Consider the following 17,385-nt stretch of genomic DNA (forward strand, 5'->3'; position numbering starts at 1 on the left):
CACCGCGACTACGAGGAACTGCCGGACCGGTCACGCTCGATGATCCACTGGGCCATGGTCAACTCCATGACCAACCGCCTGACCGCCAGTCCCGATAAAATCGGGCAATACCTCCGCCCGAAACCTCTCGCAGCAGCCTAAATCGGTATCGAACACCCTCTCAGGCAGAAGGCCAGCGTGGCGGTATTCCGCTCGGATGATTCTTCGCATACTTCCCGTCAAAGTCTCCGATCGGGAGGGACACCGAAGTCATGAAGCGTGTGAAGTGGGTCGCGGCTCTAGGAGGGTCGCTGGCCATGCTCCCTGTCACCGTGGCGGGCGTTCCGGCCGCTCATGCCGCTACCGGCGATGCCTGCGGTGGCGCGATCAGCGACTACGTCGGCCTGGCCGGCCTGGACGCCCCGTTCACCGGCACCGCGTCCAGCAACGGGATCAACCGGACTCTAACCGTCACCCCCCTCCTGCTGGGGAGCAATACCGTCAAGGCAGAGATCGCGGACGGCACCGACGACCGCTACGCCATCGGTTCCTTCAAGCTCACGGTCAACAACTCCGGCTTCGGAAAGATCGAGTTCATCGTCCCCGGCGGCCACGGCCGCAGCGAGAACGTGGTCTGCGAGTCCGGCAGCCGGGTCACCGAGATCACCGGCAAGGTCTTCGTCCAGGACCTCGGCAGGCACATCCCCTTCACCATCACCCGCGCGTGACCACCACCGCCCCGCCCATCCCGAGGGCCGCAAGACCGGTCGCACCGCGCCCGGCGCCCTCCGGCACACCAGCGGCGGACACCCCCGCACCCCACTGCCTACACGGCCGCACCGCAGACGCGGCGCTCCCGCTCGACTTCGCGGGCCACCAAGCACTGCGCCTGGTAGGGGAGCAGCGGTGCTGCCGGGTGTACCGGGGCGTGGACGGGAGCGGCCGGGCGGTAGCGATGAAGACGGTCTGCGCCGACGCCTCGCCGAAGGCGTTGGCGCGGATCCGCAACGAGGAGGCGGCACTTCGGCGACTGGAGGACGTGGCGTTCGTGCCGCGTCTGCTGGAGGCAGGGGCGACCGGGCCGCTGCGCTTCGTGGCGAGCGAGTGGCGCTCCGGCGTGACGGTACATGAGCTGATGCGGCACCTGGCGGCCTCCACGGCCGTGGAGTCAGCGGCGGGCGCAGAGTGCCTCGAACGACTCGTCCTGCGACTGGGCTCCGCGTTTCGCCGCCTGCACGGCCACGGCATCGTCCACGGCGACATCACCTCCCGGAACGTACTGATCTCGGACACGGGCATCACGATCCTCGACTTCGAGAGCGCTGCCCCCACCGACCCTGACGAGGCCTGGGCCCCGGATCCGGCATCCGTCCACAGGTACACGGTCGGATACGCGGCCCCGGAACGCCTCACCGACATCCAGGCGGCATTGCTCCCGGCGCCGACCAGTACGCGCTCGCCGCGCTGCTCCACTACCTGGTCGAGGGACGTCACCATGTCTCTACCGCCGGGAGTCGCGCGGACCTGGTACGCCGTGCGCACCGGCCGCTGCCGCCCTTCACCCGCTGGGCCGTCCGCCGGTGGCCGCAGCTCGGCGCATGTCTCGCCCGCGCGCTCAGCCCCGACCCCGCAGGCCGCTACCCCACGATGGCGGCCTTCGACCACGCCCTCGCCACCGCCCTCCTTCTTCCCTCGGCCGTCGGCCCGGCGCAATCCGACGTTGCACGGTCCGCCACCAATCCGACCTGAGGAACCCCAGAGATGACCGACCCTGACCGCCGGCGCCTCCTTCTGCTCGCCGCCGCCATCCCCTTCGCCGCCCTCTCTACGAACCGAGCTGCCGCTCAACAGGCCACCGCGGCTCCGCGGAACAGTCCCACCACCCACGCCTCCGGCCAACTCGCCACACCATCGGACAAGTCGGCCAAGCGCCAGAATCACGACACCGGATCATCCATTGCCAGCTCCGTTGGCAAAGCCCACGTCAGTGTCAGCTCCAGCAGCTGAGCTCAGCCAGGCCTGTCGTCGCGCAGGTGCTCTCGGCCTGTCACCACGCTCGTCTCGGTCGGTGTACCAGGCCATTTCGTCCACACTGCCGGGTAGGACTCCCCATATTCCGCCACCCTCGAATGCCATGGACGGTTCAGTGGTCGCGGCCTGCTGTCGGTGACGTTCGAAGCCGTTGTCGGCGGCAGGCCGCGGGGCCGTGCGGTCCTATGAGGCGACGATCACGAGGCGGCCCTGCCGTCCGTTCTCCTCGAACGCATCGATCCCCGCCGTCGCGTCCATGGCGCTGGGTGGCTTGTCGACGGCGATCAGGCGCGGCAGCCGCCGGTCCGGGAACGACGTGGTGACGCGGTGGCGCAGCCGGGTGAGGTCGACGCGCTGCCACTGGCCGCCGGAGAGATCCCGGAGAGATCGAGGCCTTCTTCTTCCGTACGATCTGGCGGGTCCTGCGTGCCCTGGCGTCGCACGATACCTGGGTGGTCGGCCGGATCGCCGGGCTGCGCGCCCACCGCTTGCAGGGCAGTGCACACATCACCGTGGCCCAGGCCTCCGAGGGGGCCGCCGAGGCCGGGGAGGGCGAGCAGCAGCAGGCCCTGGGTGTCGACCAATGCCGACGACGCCGTCACCCTGCTGCGCCTGGCGCTCGGCCAGGGCCTTGGGAAGCGGTAGCCCGCGGCACACCCGGTGGGCAGCGGCCTCCGTCCGAACGATGTCCTCACTGCCCTCGGCGTGGCGCACTCACACCGCGTTCCACGCGGGGAGGACGGCTGGCACGCCGACGGCCGGCAGCATGATCAGCCGCTGTCGACTCCACGCCCGCCGGCGCGGGGTGCTCGGCGCCAAGTCTGCGCGGCTGTGTGCGTGTTGGCTTTGCGCGGTGGTCGTCTCGTCTGAGGTGACCCTCGCCAGGCGGGCATCCTGGGCAGTCGACTACGCGGCGGCGGCGGTGGGTGTGGAGGCGGAACGAGAAGCCTCACCGCCCAGCCGAGGAGGGTGAGGCTGCTTCGATCAGGACGGCGGCGGGTTCTACTACGGGTTGATGGTGAATTGGTAGATTTCACCCTCTCCGCAAGTGCCGCTCGGGATGTCCGCCCACGCACCACCCTTGTAAACGACGTGGACGGTGGCGCGGTTAGCGGCGCAGATCTTGTTATAGCCATCGACCTCGAGCGTCTTATTATTGTCCCTGCTGTCCAAGACGAAGCACTGGCTGTCGGCTCCAGTTCCCAGCGACGCCTGGTAGAAGCTGGGGTAGGCACAGGCGGTGTTGACGACTTTGGCCTGTGCCTCCGACGCCCCCACGATCCCGAGTCCGGTCAGGGCCAGGGTGCCGGTGGCGATGGTGCTGGCCATCCTCTTCATCCGCATATGGTTCATCCTTTCGATCGGGTCGCCGCGCAATCCGTGCGCGGCACCACTTGAATGACGGTGCGAGAGCGATATGGGGGCGTTGCCTTCACCCCTCGCCCTGCGGGGCAGCAGGGCTGCAGCGCCGGCCGGATCATTGATGAAGTGGCAGGCGTTGACCGGGCAGAAGTTCAATCGGCAGAAAGATCGGCAGTTTCCCGGGTGCACCCGGTGCGGTGTACGCGGCTGACGCAGCCGGCCCTGTTGCCTCTCCCCGTTGGCATCCAAGAACCCAACCATGGCGAAGAGCACGCCATGGATACGTATTCCGGCCATACCCCGGGTGCGGTCGGGGTGCAGTGGCTACTCGGCTCTGCGGCGGTCGATCCATGAGGACAGGGTCCCCGGTGCAGCTCCTACCCAGTGCCGCGCCCCGCTGCTGGGCCCTGCTCCCGCCTGGCGGTTGTCGGGGCTGTCGGTCGAGGGGTGCTGGTTGTGGGGTGTGGGTGGTGTTGGGGGTGAGTTGTGGGGGTGGGCAAGTCGAGTTGCTTGTGGGGGCAAGTGGTGGCGGGTGGTGTCGTGGGTTCACAACACTGTCGGCGAGGTAGGCGGTGTGGTCGACGTACCCGTTCGACGTGCTCGCCACGCTGCGGACTGTCCCAGCCTGGTCAGGTGGAGGGGCGTGCGCCCGGCCGTGGCCGCGCGCACGCCCCTTACCGTCGGAGGTGCCTCCTCGATCAGGGCAGGTTGACGAACCGGTGGGAGGCGATGTTGTGCCAGAGCGCCAGACCTGCGCCAGCCCCGCCGGACCCGAACTGCCACTGCCTCAGGTCGGGCAGGCCCGCCCCGTTGTAGACGCCCCGGCCGGCTCCACCGAAGTTGCTGTTGTAGTACACCCAGACGTCGTCCAGGTTCCCGGGGTAGCGCATGTTCCACAAGGATTCAGCGTTGTTCTTGCACTCGCCCCAGTTGGCGTCGGCCGACCAGGACTGGCACTCGTTCTGGTACCCGGTGCTGTAGTAGGCGTGCAGCCTGCCGTCCGCCGCCAGGGCGGGGGCCGCGTCGGACGCTCCGTGCTGCGTGGCCTCCACGGCTTGGGCGGTGTGCGGAGCGGCGGTCACGGCCAGGGCTGCAGCGACGGCCGCACCGGCGAGCAGGGTCCGCAGGGACTTCATGGGGTTGGTTTCCTCTCTGACGGGTGTGTTGCGGGTGGCGGCCGGCCTCCGGGTCGACGGTGGCCGGCTGGTCAGGTGGGTGGGGTCAGTGACCCGGCTCGGCCGCGACGACCGAGCGGGCCCGGGGCAGTGCCGCCAGCCGCAGGCGCTGCCAGGTCTCGGCGTCCGACCGGTACTGCTGCCGCAGCTCCGCGTCGTATTTCCGGTCCAGGCGCCTGGTGGTCGCGGCGAAGCCGGAGCCCTCCGCGCACTCGGCCTCGGCGACCGCCAGGGCCGTCTCCTGTTCGTGCGGCCAGCTCCGGTCCCGAGGCGGCTGCGCCGCGCGCAGCGCCGCCGGGTCGGCGTAGTCGTGGCCCGCCGCACGCATGCAGGTCGCCCAGGCGTGGGTGGGTCCGAGGAGTTCCTGGTCGGCGGCCACCTTCTCGCCGCGAAGCGAGGGCAGGGAGTCCATCGTGACCCTGGCCTGGAACCCAGGCCCCCAGGTCCAGGTACAGCGTGCGCTGGCTCTGTGAGGTGCACCCTTCGGGGCTGCGGGTGACCGGCATTCCATCGGGGGTGCGCGCGGTGAGTCCCTCAGCCCGCCGGCCGTTGGCGGCGGCGATCGCGGGGGCCTTCCGGTCGGCCGGGAGGCCTTCGAAGTAGCGCTGGTTGGGGTCTTCCGTCCGGACCTCCTCCAGCCTGCGCTCGATGTCCCGGCCGTAGCCGTGTCGGCGGGCCCACTCGACGTCGTCGATGACGTACGGGAACTCCCTGGCCTCCGGCACCGGTTGACGTGCGACCGGCTGGTAGAGGAAGCCCTTGGCCCGCATGCAGTCGCGCAGCAGGAGTTGCTCGGCGGAGTGGAGTAGGTCCTCCTCGACCGGGGTCAGGTCGCGCAGGTCTGAGCCGTCCCGGGTGGCCGGTGCGGCCGGTGGTGCCGGGCCCTCCGCCGGTCGCAGGACTCCGCAGGCCACCGTGGCAGTGGCGCCCGCTGCCACGGCGAGCAGGGCGACGGCGGTCACGGCCCGACGGCGGCGCCCGTGGCGCGGGCTGCTGCCGCGCTTCGGCGCCACCGACCGGTCGGCCTTCTTCGCCTCGGGCATGGTGCTTCCTCCTTCATTCGCTCGTTGGGGGGCGACGGGTCGGCCGGTCCGTACCGGAGTCGGCGCGCACGCCGGACCGGTCCCGGACGGCCCCCAGCCCGTTCTCCTCGGCTCACGGTGGAACCGGAACGGATTTCGGAGGCAGGACCGGTGGAGGCCGGTGTCCGGGCGTGCCGCATCCTCGGGAAAGGACGCTGGTCATGCCTGCTCGTGCCGTTGCGCTGCTGCCGGGCCGTCCGGGGACCCGGTGGCGACTCCACCGTGCGGGCTGTTCTGATTGTCCATCAACAAGAGAACCGGAACGCCCAGGAAAGCGGCGGACAATCCGGATTGGCCGCGGACAGGACGGGGGCTCGGGATGGGGAGCGCTGGACGCCCGCAGGGACAGCTCAGGGGAGAGACTGAGCAGGCGAACGAACTGGCCCGGTTCGTCCGGGAGATGACGCACGGAGCCACCGTCCGTGAGCTCGCCCGACGCCATCCCCGCCGGAAAGACCAGTTGGACCGGGCGCGGCAGGCGCAGCGCGAGGCCGAGGTGGGCGTGGCGAAGGCGGATGAACTGATCCGTGTGCTGGTGGTGGTCGTGGCCGAGCTGCGGGGGGAACTGGGCGCCGGTGACACGGACGAAGCAGGCTCCGCTGCACGGTTGCGGGCCGACGGGGACACGGCGGAGCCGCGGCGGGCGCGGCTGTGGGAGGCGACGCGTTGTCTGGCGGAGGTGCGGCGCATCAGGCGGCGCGCGTGTGAGGCGCAGGGGACGGCGCAGCGGGAGCAGGAGGCCGTCGGGCTGCTGGTCGATCAGGAGCGCCCGCCCGCCCGCACGCACGCACGCACGCCCGCCCGGGCGGACGGACGGATGGCGGCGGAGACGGAGATGGGGAGCCGGGGTCCGAACTGGTGGTGTCCGACGGGGTGCGGGCGCATCTGCCCGTGTTACGGCGCTTGGACGCTGAGCTCGTGGAGGTGCGGGAGGCCTTGGTTGACCGGGGGCGGGAGGCGCTCCGGGTGACCTCTGTCGTGCCAGGGTCACCCGTACCCCGGATTGTCCGCGGCGAGGTTGTCGACGTCCCGGACAATCGTCTGACCGGCCTCATCGCCTGGTTCTGCCGGATGCGTACCGCCCTGCCCGCCAGCGCCGTTCCCACGCCCGCCCCGACCCGTCCTCGCCCGCCTGACCCGCCCGCAAACCCGAGAACAGGCGCGCCGCCGGCGCGCTGGCGTAGGCGACGGACAGAGCCGGGGCAGGGCGACGACGGGGTGGGGAGCGTACCGGTGCCCCGCCCCCGGTGGCGCGGCCACACGTTCGTATGCTTGTGTACGGGCGGTGGCGACACCCCCGGGTAACCCCGGACGGTGCCGTGCGCCGCGGAAAGGGGCACGGGCATGCGGAAGCGGAAGAGGCGCACGGCCTGGTCGCTCACCTATTTCCTGTTGGGCGGTGTGTGCCTGCTGATCGCCGTGGTGATGGCGACGGGCCTGGTGACGAAGAGGGCCGCGCGCGGGGTGGAACACCTGATCCCGGTCCCGGTCCTGGTCCTCGGTGTCCCGGGTGCGGTGCTGACGTTCCGCGCGCCGGTGTTCGGCGTCTCCTACGGGCCGACCGGGGTGAAGTACTCCGGGCTGCTCAGGACGCGCTCCTACGTGTGGGCGGACATCCGGGAGGTGCGGGTGGCCGTCCTGGAGGGCAGGGTCTACTCGTCCGACGTCCCGGAGCTGGTGCTGGCCTCCGGCGGGACGGACCAGCTGCACATGCTGGCGGGCCACGGCTCGGGCCGGACCAACAAGCGGGTCAAGCGGCTGGTGGCCGAGCTGGAGACGGCGCGCGTGGCCGCGTCCTGACGCCGGTCGATTCCACCGGTGGCGCGCGGCACCGACTACGCCGCGTCTCCGCCGTCCTGGACGGCACCGTCAACGCCACCGACCGCGAGGAACTAGCGCGGGCCGTCCAGGAACTGCGCAAGCGCCTGGACGCCCCGTAGCCGCCGAACCGGTGGGCGGCCGGCCGCTACGGCTTCCCGGAGTCCTGAGGAGCCGTCACGCCTTCGAGCGGACTTCCCGGCCCCGCGCGCGGGAAGACTGCCACTGTGACCGACACCAAGCTGTTCCAGCCCGGCACCACCGCGATCCGCCGCGACGTCCACGCCGACCGGGTGTGGACCGCGATGCCCCAGCGGGTGATCGACGACACCGGCCACGTGCTGACGCTCGCCTACTGGCCGGGGGTCGAGAGCCTGGCCCCGACGACCTGGATCACCGCGACGCGCACCGGAGACGACGCCACCCGCAAGCAGGGCCTGGAGGACCTGGCGGCCGGGACCTGGACCCTCGACCGCTACCGCTGGACCGGCACCGCACTGCTCTCGTATTTCCTGGCCGGCGAGTGGTTCTCCGTGCACTGCTTCCAGGACGCCGCCACCGGCGACCCGCTGCGCTGGTACGTCAACTTCGAGAAGCCCTACCAGCGTCGCCCCGGCGTCGGCATTGACACCCTGGACCTGTGCCTGGACCTGGTCATCACCCCTGACCTGTCGGGACACGACTGGAAGGACCAGGAAGAGTACGCCCAGCTGCGCCTCCTCGGCCTGATCGACGACTACCTGCACCGCCAGGTCGATCGGGCCCGCGGGCGGGCGATCAGCATGCTCGACGACCGTACCGGCCCGCTCGCAGCCGGCTGGCCGGCCTGGGCGCCCGACCGGTCGTGGCCGCTGCCCGAGCTGCCCGCGGACGCCGACGACCCGGCCACCTACCGGTGACCTCCCCGACGACCGGCAGCAGCCAGGACACCAAGGCCCGGGTGCGGGTCTGCGCGGCCCTGGGCGACAACGGCCGGGTGTGCCTGATCCGCCGCCAGCGCCCCGCCGGCCTCCAGCTCTCGCTGCCCGGCGGCCGGGTCGAGAACGGCGAAGACCCGACCGACGCGCTGCGCCGGGAGCTCCTCGAGGAGCCCGGCCTCGACCTGGCGGTGCTGCCCGCGCCGCCGGTGCTGCGCTTCGTCCAGGACCAGGAGACCGAGCGGCCGGGCGAGACCACGCCGCCGGCGCCTGGTCTTCACCGCCCACCCGCCGGCCAGCCTCCACCGAAGCCGTCGCCAGCACCGAGCAGGACGCCCCGGATCAGGCGCCGGTGGTGTGGCTGCCGGCGGCCGACGCGGTCGGCCTCCATCTCTACCCGGCCCTCGACCAGGCCGTCCGGCCCGGCATCGTCGAGACCGGCGGCCCGCTGCTGCTTCCGGCGATGACCGGCGTGTCCTAGCAGTGGCGCTGACCACCCGCACGGTGTTCACGGGAACGGACGTCGCCGGTGGGTGCGGCGCGGCATAGTGCTGAGGTGACCGCTGATCGCCATCAACGGCGGCAAAGGCGGGGGTGGGGGATCGGCCGGAGACGGCGGCGTCGGTGGTGACGAAACCCGACAGAGTCCGCGTCCGGCGCCTGCGGGTCCGCAGCGGAACGTTGGTATGCCGGACACCGTCGCGGTCATCGGTGATTGCACAAACTTGTGAAGGCCGGGACCGTCGGTCAGCCGGGAGGGGCGGCTCCGGGGGTGGGACTGGATGGCGGCGACGGTGGGGCCGGAGGGACCCTGGACGCGGCGACCGTCAACCTCCCCGACGGCACCTCCTACACCCCACCGGTCGGCACCGGGAAAGGCGGTGACGGTGGAGGCGGCGGCAGCGCGGGCGCCGGGGGCACCGGGCGGGGGAGTGGATGTCGGTGCAGCCGGCAGCAAGGGAGGCGGCAACGGCGCGGACGGCCAGCGCGGTGCGAACGGCGGACGCGGAGTAATCGTCATCGCCTACTAGGCCGCGCGCGGCTGTCCTGAGGCGGTTCTCGCCCACGCTGCATTTGAGCTGACGGACGCCTACACCGCACCGCGTGAGCGGCTGGCTGACCGAATCGCCGCGACGCGGAACCTGGGAGCCAATCGACATCAAAGCCTTCGATCAGAAGGCAATTTTCTGAACAGAACGTTAAATACAAGGCCTTGTCTCGTATTTGGGTGTAGCCTCTGAAGCGCAGAGGTGGTCCGAAGGGTCGGCATCGCGGTGACGCCGACGGATCACCCGCGGACAGGGAGAGCACCATGAACTACCACCTCGAGGTGGCGCGGGCGACGATCGACGAGCGTCTGCGGGAGGCCGAGAAGCACCGCCTCGCGCGCGCTCTCCGGCTCAAGAGCCGCGCCGAGCGCACCACCCGACGCGCACACCGGGCCCTGACAGGTCTGGTCGGCCCGACCGTATGAGCATCACCCGCGATGGGCCGTCACCGCAGCACCGGTGACGGCCCATCTGCGATCTGCAAAGAAGCCTTCGGCGAACCGGTCCGGTGGCGCTGGCCAACCGGCAGGAGGCGGTCGGGGACCTGTCGGCGGAGTGCTGTCGCGGCCGCTGGCGCAGGGAGGTCCGCGACTACAACGAGGACGGCTGGCGCGAGTACGACGGCGCCGTACCGGTCATCGCGACCACGCTGGAGCTGCTGGCCGAGCACGGGCCACTCGGACCGGTGTGGTGGCGCTACGGCCGCCCAGGACGGCACTCCCTCATCGAGGCGCTGGAGAACCCGAACAACCGCGCCGCCTACGACCTGCGCCAGGCCGCCCGCGAGCGCGAAGAGCACCAGGCCCACCAGGAGCTGATGGACTCCCTGGCCTGCGTGGACTGCGGCGACCTCCCCGAAGAGGAGAGCACCTACGAATACGGGCTCCACGGCCAGTGGACCCGCCGACCCGGCGGCCGCTGCTGGACCTGCCACCACGACCGCAACGAGCGGCTGGAACGGGAAGCCGAAGAGCAGTTGGAAGCAGCCCGGGCCGCGAACGCGCAGCTGCGCCCGTGCTGGACGTGCCGGGGCTCGATCGGCGGCAAGGAAGGCTCGAACCTGGAGCTGCGGGAGAAGGCCGGCCCCGACCGGCTGGAGTGCCCGAAGTGCGCGCAGGCCCACGCCGCGAAGAACCTGGGCCCGCTGGTGCTGCCCGCCCCGACCAAGCGCGAACAGCTCGCTGCGCTGGTCTCCGCCCCGGACGATCCGTGGTAGGAGGAGCGGGTGCTGCACGCCAAGCTCTACCCGGTGAAGGACTGACCTGTGACAACGAAGTTGGACCAGTTGTCATCGAAGTCGGACCGACGGCAGTTCGTGACAGCGAAGTTGGACCGCCCCAGGTCAGAGGAGCTGAGCGAGTCTGTCGGCGTGGAGCGAGCCCAGGCCGGCTGTCCGCCCCGGGCGTCAGTTGGCGGGTTTTGCCAGGACGTCCAAGCGGTAAATCGTGTGCCCCGGGGGCACCGGACGCGTTACCCTCGGCGCTATGAACGTCACCGGCCGAAGCATCACCGCGACCGCGCGAGCGACCAGCTCGCCGGTTGCCGCCGCCTGACGTACTCCCTACTTTCACCGGCGACCGGAAACGGTCTGCCGGTGGTTCCATGGCGTTCCCGCCCCGGTTCCGATGATCGTGCGGACCCGTTGTCCGGTGCCTCCCCGCTGCACACGCGAAGGAGCCACCCCATGAACACCGACCAGATCGTCCGCACGTTCGTCGAGTACTTCGAGGAGCGCGGCCACCGCCGGATCACCGACGCGACCCTGCTGCCGCCGCCCGGCGACCCGGTGCTGTTCACCACCTCCGGCATGCACCCGCTCACCCCGTATCTGGAGGGGCACCCACACCCCCTCGGCCGGCGGCTGGTCAATGTGCAGCGCTGTCTGCGCACCACGGACCTCGAGGAGGTCGGCGACAACACCCATCTGACCGTCTTCGAGATGCTCGGCACCTGGTCGCTCGGCGACTACGAGGGCCCACTGAGCCTCGACTGGGGTCACGGCCTGCTCACCGAGGGGTTCGGCATCGATCCGGGGCTGCTCCATGCCACGGTCTTCGGCGGCGACAACCAGACCGGCCCCGACACCGCTTCGCTGGAGCTGTGGCAGGAGCGCGGGGTGCCGGTCGAGCTCACCGTCGAGGACAACTGGTGGTCCAACGGACCGACCGGCCCGTGCGGCCCCGACTCGGAGATCTTCCTGTGGACCGGCGACACCCCGCCGGAGTCGACGCCGACCGGTGACGACCGCTGGGTGGAGGTGTGGAACCACGTGATGATGCGGCATCGACGGCTCGTCGACGGTTCACTCGTGCCGCTCCCGCAGCGCAACGTCGACACCGGACTCGGCCTGGAACGGCTGGCCTCACTGCTGCAGGGCCGGCGGTCGGTGTTCGAGTGCGACGTCTTCGACCCCTGGCGCCGGATCGTGCCGACCTTGTGGCAGCTGGACGAACCGCCGCTGCGGCTGGTCTGCGACCACCTGCGCTCGGCCATCGTGGTGATCGGCGACGGGGTGCGCCCGGCCAACACCGGCCGCGGCTACGTGCTGCGCCGGCTGGTACGTCGGGTGCTTACCGTGCTGCGGCGGGACGATTCGTGGCGCGGCCTCGGAGACCTGCCGGACGAGCTGATCCAGCACACCCTGGACCACTTCCGCCAGGACGGAGACCCGGACGTCGTGCGCCGGGTGCTGCTCGAGGAGGAACGCCGTTTCAGTCGGCTCCTGGAGCGCGGCCGGCAGGTACTGGCCCGCCCCCGATTTCGAGGCCCGTTGAGCGAGGAGGACTTCCACTACCTCCACGACACCCATGGTCTGCCGCGCGACCTCGTCCTGAACCTGCGGCCGCGGTGACGGCGGTTCACGGCGACGAATCGAGGTCCGGAGACGTGACCCCCACCTGCGTGGTGGATCCCCAGTCACGGAAAGCGGGGATCCACCACGCAACAAGGAGCGCTGATCCGCCACACCCGCTCTCGGCCCAACTTCATTGACATAAAACGCCGTCGGTCCATCTTCGATGTCACGGTCAGCGTCAGCTTTCCTGCGCATCCCGGCTGCCGATGACCTGTGACAGCGAAGTCGGGGCGGTTGTCACCGAAGATGGGACAACGCTACTTTGTGACACAGAAGTTGGGAAAGACCTGTCTCGTCGATGGGGGAAGTGTGGGTCAGATCCATGCGGGTTTCCATCCCAGTTCGCGGGAATCGTCCACTGTCGCAACGACAGGATTCTCGGGGCCACCAAGATCCGCGTGCCACATCAACGTCGGGGTACCTGACTCGAGTGCATCAGCGATGTCCACGAGCATCGAGCCCACGCTCTCCCACAACGGCACTCCAAGGCCCCAGCGTTCGTGGTCCCAGTAGAAGACGGCGCCCTGCCACTCGCCGGACCGCAGATCGACGACCAGGCCGTCACCGTCAGGGCTCATCGCGATCGGCATGAACTCAGTCAGGAACCCCGCTTCAGCCTCACCCTTTTCGGTAAGCCCCAGACCTTCCTGCTCGGCGACCAACAGCCATATCTCTCGTGTCTCCCACGCCTCCTCCAGACCCACCGGCGCGAACGACCCCGGAAGCCAGAAGTCGGCGCTGACGCCCATCAGCCCCCACCAGGTCCGCAAATCCTCGGACAGTACCAGTCCCAGCTCCTGCTCGACCGCGTCGAGACTCGCCACGTCCGAAGCCAGCCAGGCGGAGGCTGGTCGGACGTGAGCATTGAGCCACGTGCCAATCCGCTCCCACGACTCCCGCACACCATGAGCAATCGAATCCATGGCTCACAGTCTCCTGGACCACCCCTGCGGAGATACAAGGGAGCAGGCCCGCGACGGCCTGGGCACGTGAGGCTGCATCTGGCTGAGCAGCCGAGTCCGTACCCCGACACTTTCCAACTTCAGCGTCACAAACTGAGCTGCTTCCCTGATTCGCTGACGCAAACAGCAGTTGTCCCGACTTCGATGACAACCGTCCCAACTTCGCTGTCACAGGTCAGCCGACTGCAACACGGGGTGCAACACGGGGTGCAACGCGGGCTCCGCGTTGCACCCCTGAACTGGGCTTTTGTCTCTCCGGAGGGCAGCCGGGCCGTGTTGCACCCGTGGCGGCCCGGCCCCGGCTCGCGTCGGCGTCCGGCTACTCCCAGCGCATCCCGAGTTCGGTGAGCCGGGCGGCGCGTTCGGCGGGGATGTCGGCGCGCCTGCTGCGGCTGTTGGCGATGAACAGGCCCAGGCTGATCTGCACGGTGGTGCCGTCGTCGGTGCCGTCGTCCAGGACCAGGGGCTCCTTGTGCTTGCGGGGGACGTTCAGGTGCCCCTCGCGCTCGCGGTACTGGGTGGCAGCGGCGAGGTTCCGAGCCTCTTTCTCCGCGTGGCTCACCTTCCCCGCCGGCTTCTGCTCGGCGGGCAGCGGCCCGATTCCGAGGACGTGCTCCAGCGCCCACTGCTGGGCGGGGGCGAGCTTGTCCCAGCCGTTCTGTTGGGCGCGGCCCCACCCGGCCAGGTCCTCGCCCTGGACGACGACGCTTCCCGGCTCGGCCCCGGCGAGCGTGCCGCCGTCCTTCACGTGGCGCCAGGACAGGGTGAAGGGGCGGTGCCAGTCCACCGGCCACCCGGTGGGGCACCAGGCCGGGTCGATCGCGTCGAGTGCGGCCTTGCGGTCGGCGCTCAGCGCGCCGGTCCAGTCCAGACTTTCCTCGCCGGCTTCCGTCCGGCGCTGGAGCGCTTCGGTGCGCCGCTGGGCGGTGCGCAGGTTCTTCATGATGGTCCCGACGGGGCGCCCGCCCCAGACGGCGTCGGCTGGGGGGCAAGCGTGGCCGTGTTCGGCCGCGTACCCGGCGACCGCGGTCAGGTTGTCGGTGAAGGCGGTGTCGAACGCGGACCAGATCATGCCGAGCTCGTCCAGCTCCTTGATGCGCTCCGGGTCCAGGACGTCGGCGGCCTTGTAGCGGCGCTGGTCGGCCACCCACACTCCCAGCCGGTGCCCGGACGGCGCCCGGTAGGCGTACGGCACCTTCACGTCGCCGAACTTCTCCCGGTAGGCGAGCAACTCCTCCAGGCCCCGCCGGAACTCCTCCCGCTCCGGCTCCAGCACCCGGGTCCGCACGAACGCCGCGATCACCGCCGGGTCGCGCTGAGTGGAGAACTGGAGCAACTGCGCCTCCCCGCCGGCGGACCGGAGCGCGTCCGGTTCCCCGGCGTGCTTCGGCTCGCGCGCCGGGCGGGTCTCGGACTGGGGCATGGCCAGGCGCTCGACGGCGGCCGCGTCGTGTGCGCGCAGCGCCATCAGCAGCTTGGACAGGCCGTCGTAGGCCCGGGAGGTCAGCAGCTGGCTGCCGTTCTCGCCGGCACCGAGCAGGACGGGCACCACGATGGTGGCGACCTTGCCGCTGCCCGGCTTCATCCGCAGGGCCCGGCCGATGGCTTGGACCAGGTCGACCATGGAGCCGCGCACGTCGGCGAAGTAGACGGCGTCGCAGTCGAAGGTGTCCACGCCTTCGGAGAGCACCTTGACCGAGGCGAGGATGTACCGCAGCAGCCGCCACCCGTTGTCCTTGACCAGGGAGGCGAACGTGCCCAGGACCGCTCGGCGCTGGGCGGAGGTGTGCTCGGCCTCCAGCCACGTCGTACCGATCAGCGCCGGGTCCGGGTGCAGCGCCGGGTCCTGCTGTCCGCGCTCGATGGTTGTGATCAGCATTGAGCGGGCTGAGCTGGATTGTTCAGGTAGCCGAGCGGGAGGGGTGGGTCTGGGGCGTGCTGTTTCGGCAGGAGAGTTGCAGGTCAGACCGGGTGATCAGGTTTCTTGGTTGCTGCTCAGTTGTACTGGGTACGGGTATGCGGCTGTTGCGTTGCTGGGTTTCAGCGTGAGTAGTCAGCGGGGGTGACGCGTTTGCCTGAGACGATCCCGGCGACGACGGCGCGATCGATAAGCGCACCGTCGGGGCGGTGGGTGGTGGTCCAGGTCAACTCCTCCAGACGGCGGGTGCCGGTGGTCTTCGCGGTCAGGTCCAGGACGAGGAGCTGCCCGAAAGGCGCGTTGGTATTGGTGTATTCGGAGGCTTGCTTGAGGTAATGGTTCTCGAGGTACTCGCGCGTGTTGTCGGTGTCGTCCTTCTTGATCTCGGTCAGGTAGCGAAGGGCACCGAAGTGCACGAGGACATCGGCCCGGCCCATACCGATGTCGACGGACTCGACCTGAACGGTGTTGTGCAACGGCCCTGATTGCAGCCATCCGTGGAAGTCCCGCTGCAGGTCGCCCTCCAAGGGCTCGCGCTGTCCGGGTTCCGGCTTCCGACGGTAGTCGTACGGTGGCTCGCTCTTCTTGCTGCCGGGGACTTTCTTACCGGGCCCGAACAGATTGCTGCGGGTCATGTCGGTGCGGCTCTTGAGGAACAGCAGCGTCTGGGTGACCAGTGCGGTGAAGGTCGTCCGTACCTCGCCGGTGAAGTGCGGGTGTGCGGAGAGCTGTTGCAGGATGCGGTCCAGGGTGGGGATCACCACCGGGTCGGTGGCCTGCAGGCGGGCGACGTCGTGGGTGTAGGCGAGCGCTTCGACGGCGGCCAGCGCCTGGTCGTCGAGCTGCGCGCCGATCCGTGCGGCCTCCTGGGGGCCCAGGGTCATGGTGAAGACCGGGGCGAGGCGGTGCAGCCGGGCCTGATCCCCTCCGGGGGGCTCCTCGTCCGCTTCCTCGGCTTCGTGTGAGTCACCGGAGCTTGGGGTGCGGGTTGTGCGTGCGTCGATGCGGGCAAGGACGGCGGCGGCGGTAGCGGTGTCCAGGCTGGCGGAGGGGTGTTCCAAGGGGTGGCCGGCCGCGTGCCGGAGCACGGCCAAGAGGCTGTGCTGCCGCAGGAAGCCGTCCTCGATCGCCGGTTCGATCAAGGCGGCCAGGCCGGTCAGGTCGTCACCCGTGCCGACAGGCCGCACGGTGCGCGCCGCCCGGTAGGCGTCGAGCACACAGTCCAGGGCCCTCCAGGCACTCATCCACACCGGCTGCTCCAGCAACTCGCTCGCAGAGCGCAGTTGGATCAGCAGGTGGCTCCATGCGGCTTCGGCGGCGCGGCGCGGCTGCAGCCAGGGTGCCTGGTGGGTGCCGCGGAGCCATGCCGCTTGCTGATCCAGGGCACGGTCCAGGGCGTCTGCTGCCTGGGCGACCTGGGCGGCGCTGCCTGCCGTGAAACCGAGCAGTGCGTCGCAGAGCGCGGTGTAGGCCTCGGCGTCCTGGCGGGCCTCGATGGTGGCGGCGGTGTTCGCGAAGAGCTTCCGCGCCTGTGCGATCTGGAGGGCGACCTGGTCAAGGTCGGTGCTGGACAAGGCGGTGCGCAAGTGGTCGCAGCCCAGCTCGAACCAGGCGTCCGCGTCGGTGGCTTCGTCATCCGCCAGCCGCCGTAGCAGCCCGCGGACAGTCCCTGCGACGGGCTCCTGGTCGGACCAACAATCCAGCGCCACTCCCAACAGGCGGGGCATCCGCTCGAGGAAGTCCTCCGGGCCGTCCAAGGGGAGTTCGTCCAGCGCCTCCCGTACCCGGTAGGGGGAGACGGCTTGGGAAGCGGCGAGACGCACGGCACCTTCCAGACGGGCGGCTGCCACCAGCGGAGTGGTCTGTACGGCTGTCGGCAGGTCTGCCAGCAGCGTGGTGTTCAACGGTTTGGCCCACGCCCCGGCGGCTGCGGGGCTGCTCAGCAGAGTCTGCAAGGTGGTGGTCAGGTGCAGGAAGCTGACCTGGCCGGCCAGTGCCTGAGGGAACGCGGCCGCCGCGTCGGTCCACGGGGTGTCCGCGCGTTCGAAGGCGTCCACGATCGCCTCGGCGAGAAGTGGGGCCATGGGGCCGGCCGCGGTCGGTCCGGCCTCGGCGGCGACGACTTCGCTGGGGACGGCGAGGGCGGTGAAGGTGATGGGCGTTCCCTGCGTGGCCAGTTCACCCAGCCGGTCTGCGAGTGTGGCGGTCATGGCCCGTTTCCTTCCCCGACCGCTCGAC

At 70.2% G+C, this 17,385-nt stretch carries 15 protein-coding genes and 1 pseudogene; 10 read left to right on the forward strand and 6 right to left on the reverse strand.

What is annotated here, in order from left to right; all coding sequences use genetic code 11:
• The first annotated feature begins 296 nt into the window (after positions 1-296).
• Genes ACIP37_RS36400 through ACIP37_RS36410 form a run of 3 tightly spaced genes read left to right on the forward strand, consistent with a single transcriptional unit; the run spans position 297 to position 1,986 of the window.
• Positions 297-707 carry a hypothetical protein gene (locus ACIP37_RS36400; protein ID WP_400812308.1) on the forward strand — a complete coding sequence of 137 codons (411 nt, stop codon included), beginning with the start codon at positions 297-299 and terminating at the stop codon, positions 705-707.
• Positions 704-1,744: a protein kinase gene (locus ACIP37_RS36405; protein WP_400812310.1), complete on the forward strand. Its 1,041-nt coding sequence runs from the start codon at positions 704-706 to the stop codon at positions 1,742-1,744. The genes ACIP37_RS36400 and ACIP37_RS36405 overlap by 4 nt, the downstream gene beginning before the upstream one ends.
• Positions 1,741-1,986 (forward strand): hypothetical protein, encoded by a 246-nt coding sequence (locus ACIP37_RS36410; RefSeq protein WP_400812312.1) that lies wholly within the window; start codon positions 1,741-1,743, stop codon positions 1,984-1,986. Before ACIP37_RS36405 ends, ACIP37_RS36410 begins: the two co-directional genes overlap by 4 nt.
• A gap of 1,029 nt (positions 1,987-3,015) precedes the next feature.
• Here the strand turns inward: ACIP37_RS36410 and ACIP37_RS36415 are convergent.
• The 3 genes from ACIP37_RS36415 to ACIP37_RS36425 form a co-directional block, all read right to left on the reverse strand.
• Complete coding sequence (locus ACIP37_RS36415; RefSeq protein WP_400812314.1) at positions 3,016-3,645, reverse strand: hypothetical protein; 630 nt, start codon at positions 3,643-3,645, stop codon at positions 3,016-3,018.
• 425 nt (positions 3,646-4,070) lie between these two features.
• On the reverse strand, positions 4,071-4,508 hold the full coding sequence (locus tag ACIP37_RS36420; protein WP_400812315.1) for a hypothetical protein: 438 nt from the start codon (positions 4,506-4,508) through the stop codon (positions 4,071-4,073).
• A gap of 85 nt (positions 4,509-4,593) precedes the next feature.
• Positions 4,594-4,959 carry a hypothetical protein gene (locus ACIP37_RS36425; RefSeq protein ID WP_400812317.1) on the reverse strand — a complete coding sequence of 122 codons (366 nt, stop codon included), beginning with the start codon at positions 4,957-4,959 and terminating at the stop codon, positions 4,594-4,596.
• Between the two features lie 2,014 nt (positions 4,960-6,973).
• Between ACIP37_RS36425 and ACIP37_RS36430 the strand changes: the two genes are divergently transcribed.
• From ACIP37_RS36430 to ACIP37_RS36460, 7 genes and pseudogenes are all read left to right on the forward strand, one after another.
• On the forward strand, positions 6,974-7,429 hold the full coding sequence (locus tag ACIP37_RS36430; RefSeq protein ID WP_400812319.1) for a hypothetical protein: 456 nt from the start codon (positions 6,974-6,976) through the stop codon (positions 7,427-7,429).
• 245 nt (positions 7,430-7,674) lie between these two features.
• The gene (locus tag ACIP37_RS36435) at positions 7,675-8,346 is read left to right on the forward strand and encodes a DUF402 domain-containing protein (RefSeq protein ID WP_400812321.1); all 672 of its coding nucleotides are present in this window, start codon (positions 7,675-7,677) and stop codon (positions 8,344-8,346) included.
• A gap of 41 nt (positions 8,347-8,387) precedes the next feature.
• Positions 8,388-8,609 (forward strand): annotated as a pseudogene (locus ACIP37_RS36440) (NUDIX domain-containing protein); the annotation flags it as partial.
• A gap of 107 nt (positions 8,610-8,716) precedes the next feature.
• Entirely contained in the window at positions 8,717-8,845 is a 129-nt protein-coding gene (locus tag ACIP37_RS36445) for a hypothetical protein (protein WP_400812348.1), read from the forward strand.
• 831 nt (positions 8,846-9,676) lie between these two features.
• Positions 9,677-9,838 (forward strand): hypothetical protein, encoded by a 162-nt coding sequence (locus ACIP37_RS36450; RefSeq protein ID WP_400812323.1) that lies wholly within the window; start codon positions 9,677-9,679, stop codon positions 9,836-9,838.
• Positions 9,839-9,921: 83 nt separating this feature from the next.
• Positions 9,922-10,629: a hypothetical protein gene (locus ACIP37_RS36455; RefSeq protein WP_400812325.1), complete on the forward strand. Its 708-nt coding sequence runs from the start codon at positions 9,922-9,924 to the stop codon at positions 10,627-10,629.
• Between the two features lie 468 nt (positions 10,630-11,097).
• Complete coding sequence (locus tag ACIP37_RS36460) at positions 11,098-12,264, forward strand: alanine--tRNA ligase-related protein (protein WP_400812327.1); 1,167 nt, start codon at positions 11,098-11,100, stop codon at positions 12,262-12,264.
• 317 nt (positions 12,265-12,581) lie between these two features.
• On the opposite strand, the gene ACIP37_RS36465 is transcribed toward ACIP37_RS36460, so the two are convergent.
• From ACIP37_RS36465 to ACIP37_RS36475, 3 genes are all read right to left on the reverse strand, one after another.
• Positions 12,582-13,190 (reverse strand): SMI1/KNR4 family protein, encoded by a 609-nt coding sequence (locus tag ACIP37_RS36465; RefSeq protein ID WP_400812329.1) that lies wholly within the window; start codon positions 13,188-13,190, stop codon positions 12,582-12,584.
• 358 nt (positions 13,191-13,548) lie between these two features.
• A complete protein-coding gene (locus tag ACIP37_RS36470) occupies positions 13,549-15,108 on the reverse strand; it encodes a Helicase associated domain protein (protein WP_400812331.1) in 1,560 nt (519 codons plus the stop codon).
• A 161-nt stretch (positions 15,109-15,269) separates the two neighbouring features.
• The gene (locus ACIP37_RS36475; protein ID WP_400812333.1) at positions 15,270-17,357 is read right to left on the reverse strand and encodes a hypothetical protein; all 2,088 of its coding nucleotides are present in this window, start codon (positions 17,355-17,357) and stop codon (positions 15,270-15,272) included.
• Positions 17,358-17,385 lie beyond the last annotated feature (28 nt).

It is taken from the genome of Kitasatospora sp. NPDC088861 (assembly GCF_044750105.1).
Lineage (GTDB): Bacteria > Actinomycetota > Actinomycetes > Streptomycetales > Streptomycetaceae > Kitasatospora.